The following is a 25,189-nucleotide window of genomic DNA, read 5'->3' as shown; positions in this document are numbered from 1 at the left end:
ACATCCAAATCGATCGCCGTTCACGATCGCAGCATGAGACAGCTTTATTGATATCTCGATCGATTCCAACTCTCATAGGAGCGAGTGAAGAACCCTCCGATTTGAGAGCTATGGATGACATCGGCCTACGAACCCTGGAATGAAGCGCGCGGCGCCGAGATCGTCACCGAGCATGCCAAGCTCGAAGGCGCGACGCTGGTCATGCTGCACGCCCTGCAGGACGCCTTCGGCTATGTGCCCGAGCCCGCAATCCCGATGGTCGCTTCCGCGCTCAACCTTTCGCGCGCCGAGGTGCACGGCGTGTTCACCTTCTATCACGATTTCCGCAAGGCGCCCGCAGGCCGCCATGTGTTGAAGCTCTGCCGCGCGGAGGCCTGCCAGGCCGCCGGCGGCGACGCGCTGGCCGCGCGCGCGGAAGTGAAGCTCGGCGTTGCGCTCGGCAACACTACGGCCGATGAGCGCGTGACGCTGGAGCCGATCTACTGCCTCGGCCTCTGTGCCACCGCGCCATCCGCGATGCTGGATGGCCGCGTGGTCGGCCGGCTCGATGAAGCGCGCCTCGATGCTCTGGTCAAGGAGGCGCAGCGATGACGATGCGGCTCTTTGTCCCCCGCGATGCCGGCGCCATCGCCGTCGGCGCCGATCAGGTCGTGACAGCCTTGGAGCTCGCCGCCGAGAAGCGCGGCTTGCCGATCGAGATTATCAGGACCGGCTCCCGAGGTCTCTATTGGCTGGAGCCGATGGTCGAGGTCGCGACAGCGACGGGCCGGGTCGCGTTCGGCCCGGTGAGCGCTGCGGACGCGACCTCGCTGCTCGATGCGATGACCGCCGATGGCCCGCATCCGCTGCGGCTCGGCATTGCCGACGATATCCCCTGGCTCAAGCGCCAGACCCGCCTGACCTTCGCGCGCTGCGGCGTGGTCGATCCTCGCTCGGTCGAGGATTATCGTGCCCACGGCGGCTACAGGGGCCTGGAGCGGGCGCTGACGCTCTCCTCCGACCAGATCCTTGCCGACGTCACCGCCTCCGGGCTGCGCGGCCGCGGCGGCGCCGGCTTTCCGACCGGCATCAAGTGGAAGACGGTGGCGCAGGCGAGCGCCGACCGGAAATACATTGTCTGCAATGCCGACGAAGGCGACAGCGGCACCTTTGCCGACCGCATGATCATGGAAGGCGATCCCTTTGTCGTGATCGAGGGCATGACGATCGCCGGCATCACGGTCGGCGCCGGCAAAGGTTACATCTACATCCGCTCCGAATATCCGCATGCGGTCGAGGCGATGAACGCCGCGATCGCAGCGGCGAAACGCGCGGGCTATCTCGGTGCGCGCATCGGCGGCTCCACATACAACTTCGATCTCGAAGTGCGCGTCGGCGCCGGCGCCTATGTCTGCGGCGAAGAGACCTCGCTGCTTGAAAGCCTCGAAGGCCGTCGCGGCATTGTGCGCGCCAAGCCGCCGCTGCCCGCCCACAAGGGCCTGTTCGAGCGGCCGACCGTGATCAACAACGTGCTGTCGTTCGCCGCGATCCCGTTCATCCTCGACAACGGCGCCAAGGCTTACGCAGATTTCGGCATGGGCCGCTCGCGCGGCACGATGCCGATCCAGCTTGCCGGCAATGTCAGATATGGCGGCCTGTTCGAGACCGCCTTCGGCATCACGCTCGGCGAACTTGTCGACGAAATCGGCGGCGGCTCCTTCACCGGCCGTCCGGTGCGCGCGGTGCAAGTGGGTGGCCCCCTGGGCGCCTACTTCCCGCGCGCTCTCTTTGATACACCGTTCGACTATGAGGCCTTCGCCGCGCGCGACGGACTGATCGGTCATGGCGGAATCGTCGTGTTCGACGACAGCGTCGACATGGCCAAGCAGGCGCGCTTTGCGATGGAGTTCTGCGCGATCGAGTCCTGCGGCAAGTGCACGCCGTGCCGGATCGGCTCGAGCCGCGGCGTGGAGACCATCGAGAAGATCATCCACGGCGAGCGCGTGGCCGAAAACCTCGCCCTCGTCGAGGACCTCTGCAACACCATGAAGTTCGGCTCGCTCTGCGCGCTGGGCGGCTTCACGCCCTATCCCGTGCTGAGCGCCATCCGGCATTTCCGGGATGATTTCGGCCCGGCACCGGCCCGCCTGCAGGCCGCGGAATAGGAGGACGTGATGTCATTGATCAAGGAAATCGACTTCGGCACGCCGCGCGCCAAATCGGAAGCCATGGTCACGCTGACCATCGATGGTCAGGCCATAACGGTGCCCGAGGGGACTTCCATCATGCGCGCGGCGATGGAGGCCGGCACACAAATCCCGAAGCTCTGCGCGACCGACATGGTCGACGCCTTCGGCTCCTGCCGTTTGTGCCTGGTCGAGATCGAGGGACGCGCCGGCACGCCGGCCTCCTGCACTACACCCGTGGCGCCGGGCCTCGTGGTTCACACCCAGAGCGAACGGCTGAAGAAGCTGCGCAAGGGCGTGATGGAGCTCTATATCTCCGACCATCCGCTGGACTGCCTGACCTGCGCCGCCAATGGCGACTGCGAATTGCAGGACATGGCCGGCGCGGTCGGCCTGCGCGACGTGCGCTACGGCTATGAGGGCGACAACCATGTGTTCGCCAGGTCCGGCGGCGCGGTCAATCCGGCCTGGATGCCGAAGGACGAGTCCAATCCTTACTTCACCTACGATCCCTCGAAATGCATCGTCTGCTCGCGCTGCGTCCGCGCCTGTGAGGAGGTGCAGGGCACGTTTGCGCTGACAATCGCCGGCCGCGGCTTCGACAGCCGCGTCTCGCCCGGCATGAGCGAGAGCTTCCTCGGCTCCGAATGCGTCTCCTGCGGCGCCTGCGTGCAGGCCTGCCCGACCGCGACGCTGACGGAAAAGTCGGTGATCGAGATCGGCCAGCCCGAGCATTCCGTGGTGACCACGTGTGCCTATTGCGGCGTCGGCTGCGCCTTCAAGGCCGAGATGCGCGGCGAGGAAGTGGTGCGCATGGTGCCGTACAAGGACGGCAAGGCCAATCGCGGCCACTCCTGCGTCAAGGGCCGCTTCGCCTGGGGTTACACCAACCACAAAGAGCGTATCCTCAATCCCATGATCCGCGAGCGGATCGAGGATCCCTGGCGCGAAGTGTCGTGGGACGAGGCGTTCTCGTTCGCCGCCGCGAAGTTCAAGGCGATCCAGCAGAAATACGGCCGCGACGCGGTCGGCGGCATCACCTCTTCCCGCTGCACCAATGAAGAGACCTATCTGGTGCAGAAACTGATCCGCGCCGGCTTCGGCAACAACAATGTCGATACCTGCGCCCGAGTCTGTCATTCGCCGACCGGATATGGCCTGTCGCAGACCTTTGGCACCTCGGCCGGCACCCAGGACTTCGACTCGGTCGAAGAGACCGACGTCGTGATCGTGATCGGCGCCAATCCGGCATCCGCCCACCCGGTGTTCGCCTCGCGCTTAAAGAAGCGGCTGCGGCAAGGGGCAAAACTGATCGTGATCGATCCGCGGCGCACCGAGATGGTTGAGGCCCCTCACCTCAAGGCGCTGCATCTGCCGCTGATGCCGGGCACCAATGTCGCTGTGATGACAGCGCTTGCGCATGTCATCGTCACCGAGGGCCTGGTCAATGAAGCCTTCGTGCGCGAGCGTTGCGACTGGAGCGAGTTCGAGGAATGGGCGGCGTTCGTCGCGCAGCCGAACAACAGCCCGGAAGCGACCGCGATCCTGACCGGCGTCGATCCGAAGGCGCTGCGCGAGGCGGCGCGCATCTACGCCACCGGCGGCAATGGCGCGATCTATTACGGGCTCGGTGTCACCGAGCACAGCCAAGGCTCGACCACGGTGATCGCGATCGCCAACCTCGGAATGGTGACCGGCAATATCGGCCGCCCCGGCGTCGGCGTGAACCCGCTGCGCGGCCAGAACAACGTGCAGGGCTCCTGCGACATGGGCTCGTTCCCGCACGAACTGCCGGGCTACCGCCACATCTCGACCGACGCCGTGCGCGACCAGTTCGAGGCGATGTGGAAGGTCCAGCTCAACCCCGAACCGGGCCTGCGCATCCCCAACATGTTCGACGCCGCGATCGAAGGCAGCTTCAAGGGCCTCTATGTGCAGGGCGAGGACATCCTGCAGTCCGACCCCAACACCTCGCATGTGGTGGCGGCGCTCTCGGCGATGGAATGCGTGATCGTCCACGATCTCTTCCTGAACGAGACCGCGAATTACGCCCACGTGTTCCTGCCGGGCTCGACCTTCCTGGAGAAGGATGGGACCTTCACCAACGCCGAGCGCCGTATCCAGCGCGTGCGCAAGGTGATGACGCCGAAGAACGGACTGGCCGACTGGGAAGTGACGATCGCACTCGGCAAGGCGATGGGCTTCGAGATGCAGTACAACCACCCCTCCGAGATCATGGACGAGATCGCGGCACTGACCCCGACCTTCGCCGGCGTCTCCTATGCCAAGCTCGACGAACTCGGATCGGTGCAGTGGCCCTGCAACGAGAAGGCGCCCGAGGGGACGCCGGTGATGCATATCGGCGGCTTCGTGCGCGGCAAGGGCAAGTTCATTGTCACCGAATATCTCGCGACCGACGAGCGCACCGGCCCGCGCTTCCCGTTGCTGCTGACGACGGGGCGCATCCTCAGCCAGTACAATGTCGGCGCGCAGACCCGCCGCACCGAAAATGTGGTCTGGCACAGCGAGGACCGGCTGGAGATCCATCCGCACGATGCCGAGCAGCGCGGCGTGCGCGACGGCGATTGGATACGGCTCAAGAGCCGGGCCGGCGAGACCACGCTGCGCGCGCTCATCACCGATCGCGTCGCGCCAGGTGTGGTCTACACCACGTTCCACCATCCGGACACGCAGGCCAATGTGATCACGACCGACTATTCGGACTGGGCCACCAACTGTCCGGAATACAAGGTCACGGCGGTGCAGGTCTCGCCATCCAACGGTCCGTCCGATTGGCAGAAGGCGTATGAGGCGCAGGCGAAGCATTCGCGGCGGATTGCGGCGGTCGTGGAAGCCGCGGAGTGAGGATGCACGATCCCGTCACCAGCGCAGAGCGGCAAGTCTGGCGCGACGGCAGCCTCAGCGAGGGCACGCGCCAGATCCCCGCAGAGACGGCGCTGGCGCTGACCTATAATGGCGGCACCTACGCCGTGATGATGGGCACGCCGCAGGACCTGCGCGACTTTGCCATCGGTTTCAGCCTCAGCGAAGGTATCGTGCAGTCATCCGACGAAATCGAGACATTCGATGTCATCGAGCTCGATGATGGCATCGAACTGCGGATGTGGCTCGCGCCCGACAAGGCCGCGCAGATCAACGAGCGACGGCGGCATATTGCAGGTCCGACCGGCTGCGGCCTCTGTGGTATCGACTCGATCGCGGAAGCGGTTCGTCCGGCAGCGATCGTGCAGAAGGGCCGCAGCTTCTCGCCGCGCGAGATCATGACCGCGATGGCCGCGATCGCGCCGCTGCAGGCGATCAACCTCAGCACACGCGCGGTGCATGCTGCCGCGTTCTGGACGCCCGCGCGCGGCATCGTCGCGCTGCGCGAGGACGTCGGCCGTCACAATGCGCTCGACAAGCTCGCCGGCGCGCTGGCGCAAGCCAAGGTGTCGGCCAGGGAGGGCATGGTGCTGTTGACGAGCCGCGTCTCGGTCGAGATGGTGCAGAAGACGGCGACCATCGGCGCACCGCTGATGGTCGCGGTGTCAGCGCCGACGGCGATGGCGGTGCGCATGGCCGACGCGGCCGGCATTACGCTTGCGGCAATCGCGCGCACCGACGGATTCGAAGTCTTCACGCATGCGGAGCGCATCGCGGCCCACGCCGACAGCAGGGAAGCCATCCATGTCGCCTGATAGACTGATCCACATGGCCAACCAGATCGGCAAGTTCTTCCAGAACCAGGGGCATGACCGCGCGGTGCCGGGCATTGCCGAGCATATCAAGAAGTTCTGGGACCCGCGGATGCGGAAGGCGATCTTCGCCCATCTCGACGCCGGCGGCACGGGGCTTGATCCGTATGTCCGAGATGCGCTCGAGAAGTTGAAGAGGGCGTAGAGTTGTAGTTGTAGGGCGGGCAAAGCGGAGCGTGCCCACCCTACGTTTCGAGTTTGCTCAACGTCCCCCGACCAGTGCGTTGAACACCCGACGGACCTCGCCCTGCGTCTCGCGCACGCGGGCTTCCAGGGCGGAGAAATCCGGCGTGTCCCCTGCCCGCGCCATCACCCGCAACAAATCCTCGCCGGCGCTTTCAGGATTGAATTTGCCGGTTACGCACAGCCGCAAGATCTGCGTCAGGTCGTGATAGAGCCGCGCGGCCGAGCGCAGCACCTCGGCCTCCGACTGGCCGAGCACGCCAAGCTTTGCGGCGTTGTCGAGCACCTGCATCGTGGAGACGCTGAGGATGTCGGGCTTGTCGGCGGCGTGCACGAGCTGCAGATATTGCGCGATGAAATCGATGTCGACGAGGCCGCCGGCGGCGAGCTTTAAGTCCCAGACGTCGTCCTCGCCCTTCTCGAGCGCGATCGCACGGCGCATCTCGAGGACGTCGTTGGCGGTCTTGCCCGCATCGCGCTTGCGCGTCAGCACGCCGCGGATGATGCGTTCGATCTTCTCGCGGAACGCCGGCGATGACGAGATCACACGGGCGCGCGTCAGCGCCATGTGTTCCCAGGTCCAGGCCTCGTGCTCCTGATATTCGGCGAAGGAATCGAGCCGCGACGCCAGCGGACCGGCGCGGCCCGACGGGCGCAGCCGCATATCGACCTCATAGAGCACGCCGTAATTGGTCCGCGTCGTGAAGGCAGAGATCAGGCGCTGGGTGAAGCGAGCAAAATACTGCGCGCCGTGCAGCGCGCGGTCGCCGTCGGAGTCCGGATGTTCGTGGTCGTAGTCATAGAGCAGGATCAGGTCGAGGTCGGAGGACGCCGTCATCTCACGGCTGCCGAGCCGGCCCATGGCGAGGATGGCGGTCTCCTGGTCCTTGATGCGGCCGTATTGCGTGGCAAACTGATCGGTGACAAGGCCATGCACGGTGTGCACGATGCCTTCCGCCACATCAGCAAAGGCGACGCTCGCCTGCTGCGCCGACACGGTGCCGGAGAGAATCCGCGTGCCGATCAGGAACAGGCTCTCCTGGCCGAACAGCCGCAAGCGGTCGAGGAAATCCTCGTAGGAATCCGCGTCCTTGAGCGTTGTCGCGAGTCGGTCCGACAATTCGCGCTGGTCCGGCATCGCGCCGAAGAAGCGCGGGTCGATCAACCCGTCCATGATCTGAGGCTGCCGCGCCAGCATGTCGCCGAGCCGCGGCGCGGCACCGAGGATCAGCGCGACCAGCGCGACCAGGTCGCGGTTCTGGCTGAGCAGCGTGATCAGCCGCCCGCCGCGCTGCAGTGCGCCGAGGAAACGGTCGAACGCCGCAACCGCAGCGTCCGGCTCCTCGGCATGCGCGAGGCCGTCGATCAGGCCAGGAATGAATTCGAGGAAGGCGTTGCGCGTCGCTTCCACGCGCAGCGCGCGATAGTCGCCTTCGATCCAATGCTGCACGGTCATTGCGACCGCCACCGGCTTCTCGAAGCCGAGATTGGCGAGATGCTCGAGCAGCCGCTGGTCTTCAGCGCCGGCATCGTAGTCCAGCTTCGGCAGCTTTGCCGTACCGGTCGGCTCATCGCCCTCGAACAGCTTGGCGTAGTGGCCCTGCACGATCTTGAGATGCGCGAGCAATTCCATCGCGAAGGTGGCCCTGCTCGTATAGCCGAGGAAATGAGCGAAGCGTTCAATCGCAGCGGAATCCTCCGGCAGCGTGTGCGTCTGCTCGTCGGCGATCATCTGCAAGCGGTGTTCGACGCGGCGCAGGAACTGATAGGCCGCGGTGAGTTCGTCGCGCGCCTCGTAAGTGATCCAGTTGCTGGAGGCGAGCACGGCGAGCGCCTCGAGCGTCGGCCGCACCCGCAATTCCGGATGCCGCCCGCCCGCGATCAACTGCTGGGTCTGGGCAAAGAACTCGATCTCGCGGATGCCGCCGCGGCCGACCTTGACGTTGTGCCCCTCGACCGCGATCTCGCTCTGGCCGCGATAGGTCTGCATCTGCCGCTTCATGTCGTGGACATCGGCAAGCGCGGCGAAGTCCAGATGCTTGCGCCAGACAAAGGGGGCGATCTCCGCAAGCAATACCTCGCCCGCTTTGCCGTCGCCGGCGCAAGGGCGTGCCTTGATCATCGCCGCGCGTTCCCAGGTCCGTCCTTCCCGCTCGTAGTAGCTCAGCGCCGAATCGGTCGAGATCGCGACCTGCGTCGAGGCCGGATCAGGCCGCAGCCGCAGGTCGACACGGAACACATAACCCTCGCCGGAGCGCTGCTGCAGCATGCGCGCCATTGACTGAGTGACGCGGACGAAGAACGGCTGCGGCTCGATATCATCGGCCAGCGAAGTCGCAGCCGGATCGTAGAACACGATGAGATCGATATCGCTGGAATAGTTCAGTTCGCCCGCGCCCATCTTGCCCATCGCGAGCACGATCAGGCCGCTGCCCGCTTCGAGATGGTCAGGGTCGGGCGCATGGAGGCGGCCGCGCGCCATCTCCTGGCGCAGCAGGTAGCGCAGCGCCGATTGCACGGCGGTGACCGCAAGGTCGGTCAGTGCGGCGGTGACCCGCGTGACCGGCCAGACGCCGCCGATGTCGCAGAGCGCGATCAGGAGCGCCGCCTCCGCCTTCATGCGGCGGAGCAAATGCATCACCTCGGTCTCGCCTGAGGCGGCGAACACGTCATGCGAGGTCTTCTCGATCAGGGAGGCCAGATGCGCTTCGGGGTCGCAGGAGAGCAGCCGGATCAGCCGTGCCGGATCGGCACGCACCAGCTCGAACAGGAACGGCGAAAATTCCGCAATGCCAAGCAGGATACGCTTGGCGAAGGGATAGCCGAGCAGTTCGCCCAGCGCGGCTGATTGCGCCGGCTCGAGCTCGGCGAGCCAGTCTGTCAGGCGCTGTTCGGCGTGGATGGGCGCGGACACATGCGGTCCGTCCGCGAACCGCGCGGCCAGACGATGTCCCGCGGAGCCCGGCGCGGAAGCGTTCATGCCGCCTTCTGTGGCACATCCTGTGTTTGGCCTGCAAGCCTGTCAGCCGCGCCGGCGCGCGCCGGGAGCACCAGGGTCGCAATAAGGCCGGGATCGGCGTCGCCGAGCCTGAGCTCGCCGCCGTGCAGTGTCGCGACCGCCGAAGCGAGGCTTAGCCCTAGTCCGGAACCGGGCAGCGTGCGGCTTGCCTCGAGCCGGACGAATCGTTCCACCACATGCTTGCGGTCGGCCTCGGGAATGCCGGGGCCGTGGTCGGCGACGCTGAGCAGCACCGAATCGTCCTCGCGCCGCGCCTCGATCAGGATCTCCTTGGCCGCAGCGGCGGCCTCCGGGTCGATCGGCTGCACCACCGGCTTGCCATATTTGATCGCGTTCTCGACGAGGTTGGCGAGCGCTTGGCTGATCAATTCACGGTTGCCATGGAGCGGGCTGGGTCCGGTCACCACATGCAGGCTCATCCCGCCGTCCTCGGCAAGCGGCTCGTAGAGTTCGTGGATGCCGGCGGCGACCTCGGCGGCGTCGAAATCATCCATGTTGCCGCGCGCCTGCCCGGACTCCGCGCGCGCGATCATCAAGAGCGCATTGAACGTGCGGATCAGGCCGTCGGATTCCTCGATGGTGCGCTCCAGCGCAGCCCGGTAACCGGCCTCGCTGCCGGCGCGCGCCAATGCTTCCTCGGCGCGGTTGCGCAAGCGCGTCAGCGGGGTCTTGAGATCGTGGGCGATATTGTCGGAGACTTCCTTCAGCCCCGTCATCAGCGCCTCGATCCGCTCCAGCATGGCGTTGAGGTTCTCGGCGAGCCGGTCGAGCTCGTCGCCGCTGCGGCCGACCGGCAGGCGGTCGGAGAGATCGCCCGCCATGATGCGCTGGGCGGTGCCGGTCATGGCATCGATCCGCTGCAGCACCCGCCGCGCGACAAAGATGCCGCCGCCGATGCCGAGCACGACCACCACCAAAATCGACCATTGCGCGGCTTTCGCGACGATGCCGAACAGCCTCCGTCGCTCCTCCAGGTCGCGCCCGATCAACAGCCGGAAGCCGTTGGTCATCTCGGTGACCCGCACCAGCGCGCGGTGATCGGTATTGTCATTGTCGTCAAGCCGCCGATAGGCCGTCTCCGTCCAGCCCTCGATTCCCATCACGCCCGGCGCCAGCGAGCCGACATTGCCGGCGATCGCCTGCCCGTTCGGTGCGGTCACGAGATAGAGATTGGCACCCGGCCTCAGCGCCCGGTTGCCGATGGTAAACACCAGGCCGCGCAGGCCGCGCCGGTTGTAGATCTCGGTGACCTCGCCGACCTCGGCATTGACCGTGGAGGTGATCTGCTCAGTGATCAGGCGGCGGGTATTCCACGCGAAATAGCCGAGCAGCGAAGCGGCAAACAGCGCGAACAAAAACAGATAGACCAGCGTCAGTCGGAACGCCGTGGTGCGGATCAGTTTACCGAATGCCGTCACGGATCATGTATCCGGCGCCGCGGATCGTGTGCAGCAACGGCCGCTCAAAACCCTTGTCGATCTTGGAGCGCAGGCGCGAGATGTGAACGTCGATGACGTTGGTCTGCGGATCGAAGTGATAGTCCCAGACATTCTCCAGCAGCATGGTGCGCGTCACCACCTGGCCCGCATGCTTCATCAGATATTCGAGCAGGCGGAACTCGCGCGGCTGCAGCGTCAGCTCGTCCTTGCCGCGGGCGACGCGATGCGACAGGCGGTCGAGCTCGAGATCGCCGACGCGATAGACCGTCTCTTCCGCCGGGCCGACATTGCGGCGCGACAGCACTTCGACGCGCGCCAAAAGCTCGGCGAATGAATAGGGTTTCGGCAGGTAATCGTCGCCGCCGGCGCGCAGGCCCTTGATGCGGTCGTCCACCTGGCCGAGTGCGGAGAGGATCAACACCGGCGTACGGTTCCCCTTCTCGCGCAGCGTGCCGATCAGGGACAGGCCGTCCCGCTTCGGGAGCATGCGGTCGACGACGAGGACGTCATAGTCGCCGCTCTCGGCCATCGACAGCCCCTCCTCGCCGTCGTCGGCGAGATCGGCGATATAGCCGACTTCGCGGAACGCCTTGACGAGATAGTCGGCGGATTCGCGGTCGTCTTCGATAATCAGGAGGCGCATCTGGGGTGCGGCTGCAGGTGCGGTGGCGGTCACGGAATTGGCTTTCTCTCACCATGGCGCGGCCGCCCTGCACATGCAAGACGGCCGCGCTCGCTCGCGTTGTTTTGCATGATCGTTCCGGAAAGGCGGCTTGCGCTTTTCCGGATCATGCCGGAGGGGAAAGAGTGGGCGGTGAAGCTGGGGGACTTCACCGCCCTAGGCCTTCCGACGGAGGGGGGCGCATTCCACCGGAAGGTAGCAACAGGGAGCGAGCGTTGGGGCTCGCTCCCCAGGAAGGGCCGCCGGCGGGGGCGACGATTGCCGGCGACGCCTTCCATCTCTTAACTAACCCTTGGCCAGCGGCACTGCCACGAAGCGCGACGAACCGCCGCTCTTCACACGCATCAAAACGCTGTTCTTGTTATCGTTCCGTGCGGAGGTGATCGCATCACGCACATCACCGGCGCTGGTGACGTTCTTGCCGGCAACTTCAAGAATGACATCGCCTTCCTTGAAGCCGCGCTCGGCCGCAGCGCTCTTCGGGTCGACCTCGGTCACCACGACGCCATCCTTTCCGGCGCCGGCCACGCTGTCGGCGGGGGCCACCGTCAAGCCGAGCTTCGGCACATCGGTGCCGCGGGAGGAAGGACCACCACGATCGCTGTTGTCGTTATCGGCCTTGGCTTCCACCGTGTTCGGCAACTGCCCAAGCGTGAGGTTGACGGTCTTCTCCGTGCCCTTGTGCAGGACATTGAGCTTCACCGCGTTGCCGGGAGGCAGGCCGCCGATGGTGCGGGCGAGCTCGCGCGCATCCTTCACCGGCTCGCCGTTGACGGCGGTGATGACGTCGCCAGACTCGATGCCGGCCTTGGCCGCCGGGCCATTGGCCTGGGGTTCCGCCACCAGTGCGCCTTCGGCCTTCTTCATGCCGAGGCTGTCGGCGATATCGGAGGTCACCGGCTGGATCTGGACGCCGATCCAGCCGCGGCTCACCGTGCCCTTGTCCTTGAGCTGGGCGACCACGTTCTTCACCGTCGGAGCCGGGATCGAGAAGGCGATGCCGACGCTGCCGCCGGAGGGCGAGTAGATCGCGGTGTTGACGCCCATCACCTCACCGGAGACGTCGAATGCCGGGCCACCGGAGTTGCCCTTGTTCACGGGTGCGTCGATCTGGATGAAATCGTCATACGGGCCGTTGCCGATGTCGCGGCCGGAGGCCGAGACGATGCCGGCGGTGACGGTGCCACCGAGCCCGAAGGGATTGCCGACCGCCAGCACCCAGTCGCCGATCCGCGGCTTGCCGTCGGACAGCTTGGCGAACGGGAAGTTGGAACCGCCCTCAACCTTGATCAGCGCAATGTCGGTACGGGCATCGGTGCCGATCACCTTGGCCTTATAGGTCTTGCCGTCATCAGTCGTAACCTCGACCTTGTCGGCGCCATCGACGACGTGATTGTTGGTCACGGCGTAGCCGTCAGCGGAAATGAAGAAACCCGAACCCTGGCCGGTCACGATGCCACGGCCACGCGGTCCGCCGCGCAGACCCGGGGGGAACCCGTCCTGTCCACCAAAGCGACGGAAGAAGCGCTCCATCGGCGAACCCGGCGGGAACGGCGAGTCGTCATTGCTGTCGTCCTTGGCGAGCTTTTCGCCGATATTGACCTTCACCGAAATCACCGACGGCTTCACACGCTCGACAATGTCGGCAAAGCCGATCGGCTGCTGGACTTTGCGGACCTCGTTGTTGACCTGCGCCTGCGCCGGGCCTGCAAACAGATCGCTCGGCATGTGCTGCGGGCTCAACCCATAGGCGGAGACGCCAAGGCCGGCGACGACCGAAGCCATCAACGCAAATCTGCGGGCCGACAACAGCGAGCGCCGGGGCGCGCGGGAAGACGGCAGAGACGAAAGATCGGTGGGTCGTTCGGTCATTCCTAAAATCTCCAAGAGCCAGAATTCGAAGTGGTGCGAGGGCAAGCACCGGACCTGACCAAACATGGGGATGTCAGCCTTACGGCGCGCTGGCTGCGGAATTAAACTTTCGTAATAGAGATGAAACCGGGTGCGGCAGAATATCGCAGATGTACCAATGAGTTAGCCGCGAGCTGCAGCGCTCGCGGCCGGCTTTCGTCGAGCGGTTCCAGGGTCGAAAAAGCGAGCCGTCAGCCCGCCCTGACGCTGGCAATGAAGCCCTCGACCTCGCGTTTGAGAATGTCCGCCTGTTGCGACAGGTCGACCGCTGAATCCTTGGCCTCGCCGGCCATGCGCCCGGTGCCGGACGAGGTGGTGGTGATCTGGACGATGTGGTTGGTGACGTCCATGGTTCCCCTCGCCGCATCCTGGACGCTCCTGGAGATGTCCTGCGTGGCGTTGCGCTGGCGTGCGGTGTCGACGTCGATGCCCGACATGATCGAGCTGATGTCCGCGATCGTGTTCGAGATTCCGTCGATGGCGCCGCGGGTTTCTGCTGTGATCGCCTGGATGCTCGCGACCTGCTGCGAGATCTCTTCGGTCGCCTTGCTGGTCTGGCTCGCGAGGTTCTTCACCTCGGAGGCGACCACCGCAAATCCCTTGCCGGCCTCGCCGGCGCGCGCGGCTTCGATGGTGGCGTTGAGCGCCAGGAGGTTGGTCTGGGAGGCCACCGTCTGGATCAATTGCACGACGGCCCCGATCTTCTCGGCCGCGTCCGAGAGCGCATGGATGGTGTCGGCGCTCTGACGCGCCTGCGCCACCGCGCCCTCGGCGCGCTGGGTGGCGTCGGTAACGCGCTGGCTGATGGCTGCAATCGAGGTCGTCATCTGCTCTGCGGAAGCCGCCACCGTCTGCACGCTGGTGCTGGCCTGGCCGGCTGCACTGGCAACCGCGCTCGCCTTCTCGCTGGTCTCATTGGCAGCACGCGACAGCGTTTCGGCGTTGCCCCTGAGGCGAACGGCCGATGCCGCAACACTGTCGACGACATTGGCGACGAGGCCGTTGAAGTCGCAGATCTTCTCGTCCAGATAGCGGGTGCGCTCGCGCTGGTTGTGCGCGTCGCTCAGCTCCTGCTCGGTCAGCCGCTGGCGTTCGATCCCGTTGGTCTTGAACACTTCGAGCGCGCCGGCGAGCAGGCCGATTTCATTGCCTCGGCCGAGGCCCGGGATCGGCGTCTCGTATTTCTGTTCGGCCACCTCGCGCATCGCATGCACGATGGCGGCCAGTGGCCGCATCACGCCGTTCCGAACCGCGAAATAAGTCATCAGGCAAACCGTAATCGCGATCACCGCAATCGCGGCGCAGGCGATCAGGAAGTAGGAAAACGCGGTCTGCGCTTCCTGATAGATCTGCATGGCATGCTCGCGGCCGGACCCGCTGAGCGATTTGAACTCCGCCGCAAGCGCGGTGATCTCGTTGTTGAGGTAGAGCACGGCGATAAAGCCCGTGCCGCCGCCGATCCCCAGCAACATCAGAAGTGCAATGACGACGGATGCGACGAGGAAGCGGATAGTCAGATTACTGTTGGAAAACATCGGCTTGCTCAAGAGCGTTACGACGAAGCATCATCACGCTCTATCTCTTTGTGAACACGATCTTCGTCGATCATGTTCTGGAGGAAGGGACGCGGCAAAGTTCCGCACAAAAGGTCAAAATTAGATGAATGCCGCCGCGGATGCCGACGCGTGCGAACCTACGTAACAGTACGTAGTCAGGTCCGCCTTTCCCCCGGCGCTTCCTCTGACATCAGCGCAGCCAACCGGCTCTCCTCCTCAGGGGTGAGATGAGCGCCGGTGGCGGCCGCCGTCGAGGCGGCTGGCCGGCGGCGGCCGAACCGCCAAAGCGTCACGCCGCCTCCGACCAGCACCAGCGGCGGCACCAACCAGAGCAACAGCGTGTGTGGGTTGAAGCGCGGCTTCAGCAGGACGAATTCGCCATAGCGTGCCACCAGAAAATCGATCACCTGCCGGTCACTATCGCCGGCCGCGATCCGCTCGCGGACCAGGATGCGGAGGTCGCGCGCCAGCGGCGCCTCGGAATCGTCGATCGACTGGTTCTGACACACCATGCAGCGCAGCTCGCGCGACAGCTCGCGCGCCCGCGCTTCCTTGGCGGGATCGGCCATGATCTCGTCGGGCTGCACGGCAAAAGCCGGAGCGGCGACGGATACGGCCAGCGCGAGGGCAAGAACGGCGAGCGCCCTGCGCATCACTCTGCCGCCTGCAATGCGCGCGCGGCCTTCGCCGGCTTCGGCGCGCCGACGCGCAGGCGCCGGTCCGACAGCGACAACAGGCCGCCAAAAGCCATCAGCACTGGGCCGAACCAGATCAGGAGCACCATCGGCTTGTGGTAGATGCGCACGGCAATGCCGCCGTCAGCGGCGATATCGCCGAGCGAGATATAGAGCTGGCTCGCGCCGCGCGTCAGCAGCGCGGCCTCGGTGGTGGATGCGCCGCGTGTGGTGAAATTGCGCTTCGACGGGGTCATGACGCTGAGGGTATTGCCGTCGCGCCCGACTGTGAACCGCGCCACCATCTCGCGAAAATTCGGCCCCTGGCGCTGGCCGATGTCATCGAGCTTCAATTCGTAGCCGGCGACTTTCGCGATGTCGCCCGGCTTCAGGGTGCCGATATATTCGCTGTTCCAGGTGGTCTCACAGACGATCCCGATCAGCGCAATACCGACGCCGGCATGGGCGAATGCCGTTCCCCAGGCCGCGCGCGGCAAGCCACGCGCCCGCTGCACGGACGTGCCGAACGGCAGCCGGAACAGCCCGATGCGCTCGGCGAGGTCGGTAAGCGCGCCGGCGACGACGAATACCGCAAGCCCGATCGCAAGCGGCGCAAAGCTAGAGCCGCCGCGCGTCCAGGCCCACAGCACCGCGATCGCAATCAGCGCTAAGATGCCGGCCGCGGTCAGCCGCTGAGCAGCGCCGAGCAGGTCACCACGCTTCCAGGCCAGCGAGGGGCCGAACGGCACCGCGATCATCAACGGCACGAACAGCGGCGCGAAGGTCAGGTTGAAGAACGGCGCGCCGACCGAGATCTTGTCGCCGGTCAGGACCTCGAGCGCCAGCGGATAGAGCGTGCCGATGAACACGGTCGCGCAGGCCGTGGTCAGGAAGAGATTGTTGAGCACCAGCGCCCCCTCGCGCGAGATCGGCGCGAACAGGCCGCCCTGCTTCAACGACGTGGCCCTGGCCGCATAGAGCGACAGGCTGCCGCCGATGAACAGGCAGAGGATCAGCAGAATGAACACGCCGCGTGCCGGATCGGTCGCAAAGGCATGCACCGAGGTCAGGACGCCCGAGCGGACCAGGAAGGTGCCAAGCAGCGACAGCGAGAAGGTCAGGATCGACAGCAGGATGGTCCAGACCCTGAGCGCGTTGCGCTTTTCCATCACGACCGCGGAATGCAAGAGCGCGGTGCCGGCGAGCCAGGGCATCAGCGACGCGTTCTCGACGGGATCCCAGAACCACCAGCCGCCCCAGCCGAGTTCGTAATAAGCCCAGTACGAGCCCATCGCGATGCCAAGCGTGAGGAAGATCCAGGCCAGCAGCGTCCATGGCCGCACCCAGCGGGCCCAGGCGGCATCGATGCGGCCCTCGATCAGGGCGGCGACCGCGAAGGAGAACGAAATCGAGAAGCCGACATAGCCGAGATAGAGCATCGGCGGATGCACGGCGAGGCCGACGTCCTGCAGCACCGGATTCAAGTCCCTGCCCTCGATCGGCGGATTGGCGATACGCAGGAACGGATTCGAGGTCAGCAGGATGAAGAAATAGAAGGCGCTTGCGATCCAGGCCTGCACCGCAAGCACATGCGCGCGCAAGGTCAGCGGCAGATTGTTGCCGAAAGCGGCGACGAGGCCGCCGAACAGCGCCAGGATCGACACCCACAGCAGCATCGATCCTTCATGATTGCCCCAGACGCCGGTGATCTTGTAGATCAGCGGCTTCATCGAATGCGAATTCTCGAACACGTTGACGACGGAGAAATCCGAGGTCACGTGCAGCATCACCAGCGCGGTGAACGAGGCGCCAACGAACAGCAGCTGCGCGAGCGCGGTGGAGCGCGCGACGTTCATCAGCGCGACATCGCCCCAGCGCGCGCCGAGCATCGGAACGACCGACTGGATCAGCGCCAGCCCGAGCGCCAGCACCAGCGCATAGTGTCCGGCTTCCGCGATCAACGCATCACCCCCTTCACCTGCTGCGTCTCGGCCGACGCGCTGGGCTTGCCGTAATCGTCCTTCCAGTGGCCCTGCTTCTTCAGGGCGTCGGCGACTTCCTTGGGCATGTAGGTCTCGTCATGCTTGGCGAGCACAGTGTCGGCGCGGAACACGCCGGATTGATCCAGCGCGCCCTCGGCGACGACCCCCTGCCCTTCACGGAACAGGTCCGGCAGAATTCCCTTGTAGGCGACCGGCAGCGCGGCGCTGCCGTCGGCGACCTCAAACGTCACGGCGAGGTTGTCGCCGCGCTTGAGCGAGCCCGGCTGCACCAGGCCGCCGAGGCGGAACCGCTTCCCGGCGGCGATATGCTTTTCGGCGACCATCGAAGGCGTGGAGAAGAACACGATGGAATCGCGCAAGGCGTTGAGCACGAGCGCAGCCGCCACCGCGAGCACCGCCAGCGAGCCGCCGATCATCACCAAACGCCGCTGCTTACGCGTCATGGTTCCCTATGGTCCTGTTTGTGCGAATGTCATCCATCCAGCCCGAGATTCTTCAGGCCTTCATTGAGCTGGCGCAAGCGCTCGGCATCATTGGCAACCGCCTGGCGGGCATCGGTGCGCGCGGCAACTGCCTTGTCGCGCTCGCCCATCACCATATAGGCGCGCACCAGCCGCAGCCATCCCTCGACATCGTTGCCGTCCTGCTTCAGGCGCGTGGCGAGCCGATCGACCATGCCGCGGATCATCGCGGAGCGGTCGTCCGCGCTCATGTCCTTGGCCGCGGCCATGGCATCATCGGATAGCGCGGGCGCGGCAGGGGCGGCGCCAACGCGCACCAGCGAGGTCTGCACCAGCGATCGCCATGGCGCATCCGCCGGCGCCTTGGCCAGCATCGCGCGCCAGATCGAGGCGGCGTCGGCCTTGCGGCCGTCCTGCTCGGCGGCGAGCCCGAGGAAATAGTTGGCCTTGGGGTCGCCGGCATTTTGCGCCACCGCGCGCTCGAATTCGGCCTTGGCCTCCGCCGTGACGACGCCACCGGCCGCACCGGTCAGCGCTTCGCCAAGATCGGCACGGCGCTCAGAACTGTCGCCGTTATAGGTGATCGAGTTGCGATAGGCGCGCACGGCATCGTCGTAACGGCCGAGCCTTGAAAGCACCGGCGCCAGCACGTTCCAGCCGCGGCCGTCGGTTGGATTCTTCTCAAGATGCGCTTCCACCTGCGCCACCAGGTTGGCGAGCGGCTGATTGACGTCTGCAGGGCGGCTACGCGCGGCGAGTGGAACATCGCTGAGCTGTGGCGAGCCCAGCGCGAGATAGACCGCCGCCGCCATCACCGGCAGCCCCACCAGCGCCGCCACGGCGGCCGAGCGCCGCAGCCGCAGATTCGCTTTCGGAGCCGCGGCGGCCTCGTCGTCAACGGCGGCGAGCAAGCGTCGGCCGATCTCGACCCGCGCCGCTTCGGCTTCTGACGCCCCGATCATGCCCGAGCCAAGATCGCGCTCGATCTCGCCGAGTTGGTCCTTGTAGACATTGGCCTCGCTGCCGCCCGATGTCGCAGGCGTCGCGCGACCGAGCGGCCATAGCACGGCGAAGATCGCCGCGACCGTCATCAGCGCGAACACAAACCACAGTGTCATCAACGAGTTCCCGGGCGAACGGCACCGAAAGCTGGTGCCGATGTGCCGTTTACACTACCGGCGGGAAGCGGAGCAATTGACAATTGCTGGATCGGAACCGCCCTACGTAACCATCCGGAGGGATGATTGCGGGCGTTTTCACCATCCGGAGGGATGATTGCGGGCGTTTTCGCGCAAACCGGACATCGGCTCGCGGAAGGAAACCCATCAAAACTTATCAAAGCTCAAGGATCAGCCGGCGCGGGAGGATTTGCGCTCGCCCGTCAACGCGTTTTCCGCGGCGCGGTTCATCAGCGAAGCGTAGTCATGGCCGAACAGGACCTCGCAGAACCGGATCGCCGCGCTGGCCTGCTGCTGCCGATAGCCACGTACCCTGTGGTCGCCGGCGCGCAAAGACTGCACCAGCGCCTCCGTGGACTGCTCGACATATTGCTGCAGGTCGGAATAGGTCCGCAGCGTCACCTCGTTGATCGCAAGCTCGCTCGCATAGATGCGGCATACCGCGACGAAATCAATCAGGGCGGCGACCTCCTCGACTTCGGTCGGATCTATGCGGACGGCGGCGGAGATGTCCTTGTCCGCGCGCTGGCGCAGGATACGGCGGACCCGGCCGGGAACGCTGTCGATCTCCGATTGCAGCGAGTTGGAGATGTCGGCCCGGATCGACGTCAACTGCTTGCCCCAAGTGGAATCGTTGCGCAGGTCGAGCTCTGTTCGCAAGCCGCGTACACCGTCATGCAGCATCTTCAATTGGTCCCCGACATTGTCGAGATGACCGCGCCGGATATCGCTGCGCAGGCAGGCCGCGAGATAGGAGAGATCGTGCAAGGCGATCGTGACAGCGGTGCCATAGGGCGTGGCGGCGACGCGGATCTCGTCGTCGGAGGCCGCCATCTTGATCGCGAGGCGGATGATCTGCCAAGGCGCGACCAACCGCTGCATCACCAGCGATAGCGCGAAGGGAAGCAACTGCGGCGTCTGCAGCGAGGGGACGTTGAGCGCCGCAGTGACGGAGCCGATCTGGGTGTCGCCGAACATCCGGAGCTGGGCCGGAAGACGGCTGCCGAGCGTCTCCAGCGCCTCGCGCGCACGCAACACCTGCCCGATCGACAGCAGGTCCTCGACGACGTTGGGCGGGCCGATGCGCGACAGCGCCCGCTGCTTGTCGTCGCCCGGCACCGGCGTCGCGACCTTCACGATCGCCTCCGCTGCAGCGAGCTGATATTTGCGGGCTGCGGCCTCGGCTGCCGAAGTAGCGCCACTGCCGTGCGCCTTTGCCAGCGCGGCCTCGAATTCGCGGGTCGATTCAGGCGCGCCTTCCCGGCCGAGCCACTGCCATATCGGCAGCAGCGAGGCACGGCGGACCTGTCCTGGCCGGATCGGGAAATTGCCTTCGGCCAGGAACGGCTCGAGCGGACGGAATAACAGGCGCGCCGGATCATCGCCGCGGGGGTGTGTCTCCTCCTCCTCGGCGCGGCGCACGATCTTGCGCAATTGTTCGAGCACGAGGGTGGCGACGTTGACATCCTCGCCGCGCTCCACCGCGCGTTCGAACTCGCGCATCAGCAGCGCCTGCGACTGCGGTGGAAGCTGCGCGAGATAATCCCTCAGCCGCTCGATTGGTGTCTGGCTCATTGGCCTGGGGTGATCGAATGCTCGTGATGGCGACGCAGGAACGCGTCCGCTCGGCATGATAGGAGGGCGCGCGTTAAGAAGGCGTTTAGGAAATGATGCACGGGCGGCCGTCGCAGCGGCTCCTCGGCTTTTAAACTCCCGGCAATTCCAGCTCCGCCCGCAAGCCGCCGATCGGCGCGTTGCGAAGCGACAGGCTGCCGCCATAGAGCCCGGCGAGATCGGTGACGATCGAGAGCCCGAGCCCCGAGCCCGGCTTGGATTCATCGAGCCGCTGGCCGCGCCGCGATACCTGGGCCCGCTCGGCGGCCGACAATCCGCGCCCGTCATCGTCGACGATGATATGCAGCCGCGGGCCGGCGCCCGGCTCCGCCGGCGGCTCGACCAGTACCTGGATGAAGACCTGCGAGGCCGCCCATTTGCAGGCGTTGTCGACGAGGTTGCCGGCCATCTCCTCGAGGTCCTGGCGCTCGCCGCGGAATTTCGCAGACGGGTCAGCCTTCAGCTCGATCGTGATGGCGCGGTCGCGATGGATCTTCTCCATGGTCCTCCGCAGCGCCTCGATCGCCGGCGCCACTTCGGTGACGGTGGCAACGATGGTGACGCGCGCGGCGATGCGGGCGCGCTCCAGGTGATGCGCAACCTGGTCGCGCATCACTTCGGCCTGCTCCAGCACTTTGGCGGCGAAGGGCTCGGCCGCATGCGTGGAGGCCTCGTTGAAGATCACCGACAACGGCGTCTTGACCGCGTGGGCGAGATTGCCGACATGGGTGCGCGCTCGCTCGACGATCTCGCGGTTGGCGTCGATCAGCGCATTGGTCTCGCGCGCGAGCGGCGCGATCTCCACAGGAAACCGGCCCTCGAGCCGCTCGGCACGGCCGGAGCGGATATCGGCGATCGCCTCCGAAATGCGCTTGAGCGGCGCCAGGCCGAAACGGACCTGGAACACCGTGGTCAGCAACAGCACGATGCCGAGCGCGGTGAAGGTGCCGCCGAGATAGTAGTCAAAGCTGCGCGTCTCGTCGAAGATCTCGCTGGCGTCACCGGCGACGCTCACCAGGAATTTGCCGTCGCTGCCAAGATCGACCGGGCGCTCCACCATGCGCAGCGTCTGTCCCTCGGGGCCATCGACATAGCCGAGGCGGACGCCGGCGGCGGTCAGCTCAAAGCCCTGATTCTCCAGTTTCGGCAGCTTCTTGTCCCACAGCGACCGCGAGGCGCGCGTCTCGCCCTTCTCCACATCGGTACGCAAGATCTGCCAGTACCAGCCGGATAGCGGCAATTCGAACAGGGGCTCGCCGAGTTGGAACTGATGGTCCGCCGGCTCGTCGGGGGTGGCGACTTCGGCAATGAGGGTGCGGAGATAGAGGTTGAGGCGGCGATCGAACGCGCGCTCCGTCGCATCGCGATACACCGAGGACAGGACGAAGCCAGTGATCGCCAGGATCACTACCAGCCATGCGGTTGCCGACAGGAACAGGCGGGTGGCGAGCGAGCTTCCACGCATCAGAACATGATCCCGAAAAAGCCAGCCCCGCGCTTGATGCGAGGTAGGCACCGATTTTCGGATAAAATCATGCTCCGATCAAAAAGTAAGCCCGGCGGCCAGCGGCGCCTGGGCGGTTAGGCGCCGTTCGGCGGCGGCGTCAGGAGATAGCCGAGGCCGCGGACGGTCTGGATGATGTCGACGTCGAGTTTCTTGCGGATGCGTCCGACGAACACTTCGATGGTGTTCGAATCGCGGTCGAAGTCCTGGTCGTAGAGATGCTCCACCAGTTCGGTGCGCGACACCACGCGCCCGGTGTGATGCATCAGATAGGCGAGCAACCGGTATTCGTGCGAGGTCATCTTCACCGGGTTACCGGAGACGCTGACGCGGCCGGTGCGGGTATCCAGTGTCACCGGGCCGCAGGTCAATTCGGATTGAGCGTGGCCGGCGGAGCGGCGCAGCAGCGCGCGGATTCGTGCCAATATCTCTTCCATATGGAAGGGTTTTGCGACGTAGTCGTCGGCGCCGGCGTCGAAGCCCTGTACCTTGTCGCTCCAGCGGTCGCGCGCCGTCAGGATCAAGACCGGCATGACTCGGCCGTTGCGCCGCCAGGCTTCCAGCACCGAGATGCCGTCCATCTTCGGCAGACCGATGTCAAGGACGACGGCGTCGTAGGGCTCACTGTCGCCGAGATAGTGCCCCTCCTCGCCGTCGAAAGCGCGATCGACCACATAACCGGCATCCGTCAGCGCAGTCGTAAGCTGGCGGTTGAGATCCGGATCATCCTCAACGACAAGCAGGCGCAATTTGGCCTCCGATGGTGAGCCGCAACATAGCTATGATGAGGTCCACCGGCGTGAACGGGCTATGAACAGGAGACGGTGCCATGTTACTTTTATTCATTTCCGCGGCTTGATAGCAGATTTGGACCGCCTGAACAGCCGCCGGAGTTAACGATAACAACTGATAGCGCTGCCATGCGGACGCCGGCGATGCGGTGTGGGTTGAGCTCGGCCCGGTTTTTGCCTAGCAACAACCTATGAACCAACGAATGTCCCTGGTTGGCGCCTGGCTGGTGCTCGCCTTCATTGCCTTCGCGACGCTTTCCCCGCTTCAAGACCGCCCTGTCGTCGCAGGTCCCCAGTTCGAACATTTCGCAGCGTTCGCGCTGATGGGATTTGCGTTCGTGCGCGGCTATCCCAGCCGGCTGCTCCTGATCATCGCGGTCGTCGTCTGCAGCGCGTTCGCGCTGGAAGCCCTGCAACTGCTGACGCCGGACAGGCACGGCCGTCTCATCGACGCGCTGGTCAAGGTCGGCGGCGGGCTCGCCGGGATTGCCGTCGCCCATTTCGTGGAATTGCTGCTGCGCGGCCCCCTCAACCGCTTCAAGGGAATCCGTCCCGACGCCGCGCAGGAGCCGCCGTCCGCGCTGCAGCCTTAGGGTTAAAACAGACGTCACATTGAAATGCCACGATCGTCCGGATAACCTCGGCCGCACGGCGATGCATTGGTGGCATGAGGCTTGCTTCGTCGATAATTTACAGCGTCCGGTGGATTGAATTTCGAAAATGAGTTTTCAGCTCGTATGCATTGAATGCGACAGCATCGGCGTGGTGATCGACCACGGCGAACTCGCCCCGCCCTCCGCGATCGTCAGATGCAGCCATTGTTCGGCTGCTCGCGGCACGCTCGGAGAATTGCGCAGCCTGGCGTTGTCCGAGCGCCGAGATTTGTTCGATGTCGGCCTGGACATCAACGGGACGGGCGCGGCGCTCTAGCTGGGGCGGTATTTGCTGCGGCAATTCTATCTCAGCCATCGCCGGCCGGACCAGAGTTAACAACCGCACCAGAATTCTCTCGGGTCAACCTTGACAGGGCGGCTTCTATCCCGCTGTCTAACCCTCGCATCGAACATTGGCTTCCGACAGCTCTAGATTGTAGTGACTGTCTGCGCCGCGGGACCGCTCCTTGAGAACTCGATCTAGCGGAGAATGACGATGATCCTTGTGACCGGCGGGGCCGGCTATATCGGCTCGCATGCTTGCGTAGCCTTGCTAGCCGGAGGGGAAGATGTCGTCGTATTCGATAATTTCTCCAACAGCAGTCCGATTGCCCTGCAGCGCGTGCAGCAGATTTGCGGCAAATCACTGATTGCCGTGGAAGGCGATATTCGTGACGAACGCGCGATCGAGCAGGTATTGACGCAACACAACTGCACGGCGGTGATGCATTTTGCCGGGCTGAAGTCGGTTCAGGACTCCGTTGCGGAGCCGCTCGAATATTACGATCAGAACGTCATTGGATCGCACCGGCTGCTTCGCGCGATGCAACGGTCGGGCGTCAAGACCATCGTGTTCAGCTCATCAGCCACCGTCTACGGTACCCCGAAGTTTCTGCCCTACACCGAAGACCATCCCCTCAATCCCGTGAACCCCTATGGACGGACCAAGCTCATCATAGAGGAGATGCTCCGCGACCAATATGTCAGCGACCCGAGTTGGAGGATCGCCATCTTGCGCTATTTCAATCCGGTCGGGGCGCATGAGAGCGGCTTGATTGGCGAGGATCCCCGGGGGGTCCCCAACAATCTGGTCCCCTTCGTGGCCCAGGTCGCAATCGGGCGACGCGAGCGATTGAACATATGGGGCGCAGACTACGATACGCCGGATGGGACAGGCGTTCGCGACTATATCCATGTCATGGACCTGGCGCTCGGACACCTGTCCGCACTGAAGGCACTGGGCAGCCCGAAATGCTTCGCAGTCAATCTCGGAACGGGTAGCGGCAGCAGCGTGCTCGAAGTGGTTCGCGCCTTCGAAAAAACGTGCGGCGGCGCCATACCCTATGAGATCAAGCCACGCCGGGCGGGCGACATCGATGCCTACTACGCCGCGACCGAAACCGCATCGCAGCTAATCGGATGGAAAGCGACGAGATCGCTTGATACGATGTGCGCAGACCATTGGCGATGGCAGAGCAATAATCCCAACGGATATTGCTGATCGTGACGCATTCCTAATCGTTCGCCCGGACGCGCAGGGACGCTGGCTGATATTGATGCAGGTGGCGAACCACTGAGATCGGACAAGCTGGCCCGTTGGG

20 protein-coding genes are annotated in these 25,189 nt (G+C 65.0%); 8 read left to right on the top strand and 12 right to left on the bottom strand.

The genetic code is table 11. From position 1 onward, the window contains the following. The first annotated feature begins 114 nt into the window (after positions 1–114). Genes J6497_RS24135 through J6497_RS24115 form a run of 5 tightly spaced genes read left to right on the top strand, consistent with a single transcriptional unit; the run spans position 115 to position 6,065 of the window. Positions 115–591, top strand: coding sequence for a formate dehydrogenase subunit gamma (locus J6497_RS24135; RefSeq protein ID WP_225706773.1), 477 nt, complete (start codon positions 115–117; stop codon positions 589–591). Continuing rightward, positions 588–2,144 carry a formate dehydrogenase beta subunit gene (locus J6497_RS24130; protein WP_225706772.1) on the top strand — a complete coding sequence of 519 codons (1,557 nt, stop codon included), beginning with the start codon at positions 588–590 and terminating at the stop codon, positions 2,142–2,144. Before J6497_RS24135 ends, J6497_RS24130 begins: the two co-directional genes overlap by 4 nt. Before the next feature lie 9 nt (positions 2,145–2,153). Continuing rightward, positions 2,154–5,030 (top strand): formate dehydrogenase subunit alpha, encoded by a 2,877-nt coding sequence (gene fdhF, locus J6497_RS24125; protein ID WP_225706771.1) that lies wholly within the window; start codon positions 2,154–2,156, stop codon positions 5,028–5,030. A 2-nt stretch (positions 5,031–5,032) separates the two neighbouring features. Then, on the top strand, positions 5,033–5,863 hold the full coding sequence (fdhD, locus tag J6497_RS24120) for a formate dehydrogenase accessory sulfurtransferase FdhD (protein ID WP_225706770.1): 831 nt from the start codon (positions 5,033–5,035) through the stop codon (positions 5,861–5,863). Continuing rightward, positions 5,853–6,065 carry a formate dehydrogenase subunit delta gene (locus tag J6497_RS24115; protein ID WP_225706769.1) on the top strand — a complete coding sequence of 71 codons (213 nt, stop codon included), beginning with the start codon at positions 5,853–5,855 and terminating at the stop codon, positions 6,063–6,065. The genes fdhD and J6497_RS24115 overlap by 11 nt, the downstream gene beginning before the upstream one ends. Positions 6,066–6,122: 57 nt before the next feature. Here the strand turns inward: J6497_RS24115 and J6497_RS24110 are convergent, their stop codons facing one another. The 12 genes from J6497_RS24110 to J6497_RS24055 all read right to left on the bottom strand — a co-directional run bounded on the left by J6497_RS24110 (position 6,123) and on the right by J6497_RS24055 (position 22,893). Then, positions 6,123–9,083 carry a bifunctional [glutamine synthetase] adenylyltransferase/[glutamine synthetase]-adenylyl-L-tyrosine phosphorylase gene (locus tag J6497_RS24110; RefSeq protein ID WP_225706768.1) on the bottom strand — a complete coding sequence of 987 codons (2,961 nt, stop codon included), beginning with the start codon at positions 9,081–9,083 and terminating at the stop codon, positions 6,123–6,125. After that, positions 9,080–10,540 carry a HAMP domain-containing sensor histidine kinase gene (locus J6497_RS24105; RefSeq protein WP_225706767.1) on the bottom strand — a complete coding sequence of 487 codons (1,461 nt, stop codon included), beginning with the start codon at positions 10,538–10,540 and terminating at the stop codon, positions 9,080–9,082. Before J6497_RS24105 ends, J6497_RS24110 begins: the two co-directional genes overlap by 4 nt. Continuing rightward, complete coding sequence (locus J6497_RS24100) at positions 10,524–11,204, bottom strand: response regulator transcription factor (protein ID WP_027581499.1); 681 nt, start codon at positions 11,202–11,204, stop codon at positions 10,524–10,526. Before J6497_RS24100 ends, J6497_RS24105 begins: the two co-directional genes overlap by 17 nt. A gap of 324 nt (positions 11,205–11,528) precedes the next feature. Further along, entirely contained in the window at positions 11,529–13,115 is a 1,587-nt protein-coding gene (locus tag J6497_RS24095; RefSeq protein WP_225706766.1) for a Do family serine endopeptidase, read from the bottom strand. A 230-nt stretch (positions 13,116–13,345) separates the two neighbouring features. Next, on the bottom strand, positions 13,346–14,689 hold the full coding sequence (locus J6497_RS24090) for a methyl-accepting chemotaxis protein (protein WP_225706765.1): 1,344 nt from the start codon (positions 14,687–14,689) through the stop codon (positions 13,346–13,348). Positions 14,690–14,865: 176 nt separating this feature from the next. Then, on the bottom strand, positions 14,866–15,363 hold the full coding sequence (locus J6497_RS24085) for a cytochrome c-type biogenesis protein (RefSeq protein WP_225706764.1): 498 nt from the start codon (positions 15,361–15,363) through the stop codon (positions 14,866–14,868). Further along, positions 15,363–17,345: a heme lyase CcmF/NrfE family subunit gene (locus J6497_RS24080; protein ID WP_225706763.1), complete on the bottom strand. Its 1,983-nt coding sequence runs from the start codon at positions 17,343–17,345 to the stop codon at positions 15,363–15,365. The genes J6497_RS24085 and J6497_RS24080 overlap by 1 nt, the downstream gene beginning before the upstream one ends. Further along, positions 17,342–17,830 carry a cytochrome c maturation protein CcmE gene (gene ccmE / locus J6497_RS24075; RefSeq protein ID WP_225706762.1) on the bottom strand — a complete coding sequence of 163 codons (489 nt, stop codon included), beginning with the start codon at positions 17,828–17,830 and terminating at the stop codon, positions 17,342–17,344. Before ccmE ends, J6497_RS24080 begins: the two co-directional genes overlap by 4 nt. A 29-nt stretch (positions 17,831–17,859) precedes the next feature. After that, positions 17,860–18,966 (bottom strand): c-type cytochrome biogenesis protein CcmI, encoded by a 1,107-nt coding sequence (ccmI, locus tag J6497_RS24070; protein ID WP_225706761.1) that lies wholly within the window; start codon positions 18,964–18,966, stop codon positions 17,860–17,862. Between the two features lie 231 nt (positions 18,967–19,197). After that, positions 19,198–20,601 carry a hypothetical protein gene (locus J6497_RS24065; RefSeq protein ID WP_225706760.1) on the bottom strand — a complete coding sequence of 468 codons (1,404 nt, stop codon included), beginning with the start codon at positions 20,599–20,601 and terminating at the stop codon, positions 19,198–19,200. Positions 20,602–20,731: 130 nt separating this feature from the next. Then, positions 20,732–22,105, bottom strand: coding sequence for an ATP-binding protein (locus tag J6497_RS24060; RefSeq protein WP_225706759.1), 1,374 nt, complete (start codon positions 22,103–22,105; stop codon positions 20,732–20,734). Between the two features lie 116 nt (positions 22,106–22,221). Then, positions 22,222–22,893, bottom strand: a complete 672-nt coding sequence (locus J6497_RS24055) for a response regulator transcription factor (protein ID WP_225706758.1) — start codon at positions 22,891–22,893, stop codon at positions 22,222–22,224. A gap of 245 nt (positions 22,894–23,138) precedes the next feature. On the opposite strand from J6497_RS24055, the gene J6497_RS24050 reads away from it, so the two are divergent. From J6497_RS24050 to galE, 3 genes are all read left to right on the top strand, one after another. Beyond that, positions 23,139–23,528: a VanZ family protein gene (locus J6497_RS24050; protein WP_225706757.1), complete on the top strand. Its 390-nt coding sequence runs from the start codon at positions 23,139–23,141 to the stop codon at positions 23,526–23,528. A 127-nt stretch (positions 23,529–23,655) separates the two neighbouring features. After that, positions 23,656–23,865 (top strand): hypothetical protein, encoded by a 210-nt coding sequence (locus tag J6497_RS24045; protein WP_225706756.1) that lies wholly within the window; start codon positions 23,656–23,658, stop codon positions 23,863–23,865. A gap of 219 nt (positions 23,866–24,084) precedes the next feature. Next, positions 24,085–25,089, top strand: a complete 1,005-nt coding sequence (galE, locus tag J6497_RS24040) for a UDP-glucose 4-epimerase GalE (RefSeq protein ID WP_376708263.1) — start codon at positions 24,085–24,087, stop codon at positions 25,087–25,089. The last annotated feature ends 100 nt before the right edge of the window (positions 25,090–25,189 follow it).

The organism is Bradyrhizobium cenepequi, from assembly GCF_020329485.1.
GTDB lineage: Bacteria > Pseudomonadota > Alphaproteobacteria > Rhizobiales > Xanthobacteraceae > Bradyrhizobium > Bradyrhizobium cenepequi.
This window is presented reverse-complemented; position numbering and strand designations above follow the sequence as displayed.

Bases quoted from the DNA above. Each gene is read 5' to 3' on its own strand.
- J6497_RS24060 (WP_225706759.1), bottom strand. From the start codon at position 22,105: ATGCGTGGAAGCTCGCTCGCCACCCGCCTGTTCCTGTCGGCAACCGCA.
- J6497_RS24085 (WP_225706764.1), bottom strand. From the start codon at position 15,363: ATGCGCAGGGCGCTCGCCGTTCTTGCCCTCGCGCTGGCCGTATCCGTC.
- ccmE (WP_225706762.1), bottom strand. From the start codon at position 17,830: ATGACGCGTAAGCAGCGGCGTTTGGTGATGATCGGCGGCTCGCTGGCG.
- J6497_RS24115 (WP_225706769.1), top strand. From the start codon at position 5,853: ATGTCGCCTGATAGACTGATCCACATGGCCAACCAGATCGGCAAGTTC.
- J6497_RS24045 (WP_225706756.1), top strand. From the start codon at position 23,656: ATGAGTTTTCAGCTCGTATGCATTGAATGCGACAGCATCGGCGTGGTG.
- J6497_RS24130 (WP_225706772.1), top strand. From the start codon at position 588: ATGACGATGCGGCTCTTTGTCCCCCGCGATGCCGGCGCCATCGCCGTC.
- galE (WP_376708263.1), top strand. From the start codon at position 24,085: ATGATCCTTGTGACCGGCGGGGCCGGCTATATCGGCTCGCATGCTTGC.
- J6497_RS24090 (WP_225706765.1), bottom strand. From the start codon at position 14,689: ATGTTTTCCAACAGTAATCTGACTATCCGCTTCCTCGTCGCATCCGTC.
- J6497_RS24100 (WP_027581499.1), bottom strand. From the start codon at position 11,204: ATGCGCCTCCTGATTATCGAAGACGACCGCGAATCCGCCGACTATCTC.
- fdhD (WP_225706770.1), top strand. From the start codon at position 5,033: ATGCACGATCCCGTCACCAGCGCAGAGCGGCAAGTCTGGCGCGACGGC.
- fdhF (WP_225706771.1), top strand. From the start codon at position 2,154: ATGTCATTGATCAAGGAAATCGACTTCGGCACGCCGCGCGCCAAATCG.
- J6497_RS24065 (WP_225706760.1), bottom strand. From the start codon at position 20,601: ATGAGCCAGACACCAATCGAGCGGCTGAGGGATTATCTCGCGCAGCTT.
- J6497_RS24050 (WP_225706757.1), top strand. From the start codon at position 23,139: ATGTCCCTGGTTGGCGCCTGGCTGGTGCTCGCCTTCATTGCCTTCGCG.
- J6497_RS24110 (WP_225706768.1), bottom strand. From the start codon at position 9,083: ATGAACGCTTCCGCGCCGGGCTCCGCGGGACATCGTCTGGCCGCGCGG.
- ccmI (WP_225706761.1), bottom strand. From the start codon at position 18,966: ATGACACTGTGGTTTGTGTTCGCGCTGATGACGGTCGCGGCGATCTTC.
- J6497_RS24135 (WP_225706773.1), top strand. From the start codon at position 115: ATGACATCGGCCTACGAACCCTGGAATGAAGCGCGCGGCGCCGAGATC.
- J6497_RS24095 (WP_225706766.1), bottom strand. From the start codon at position 13,115: ATGACCGAACGACCCACCGATCTTTCGTCTCTGCCGTCTTCCCGCGCG.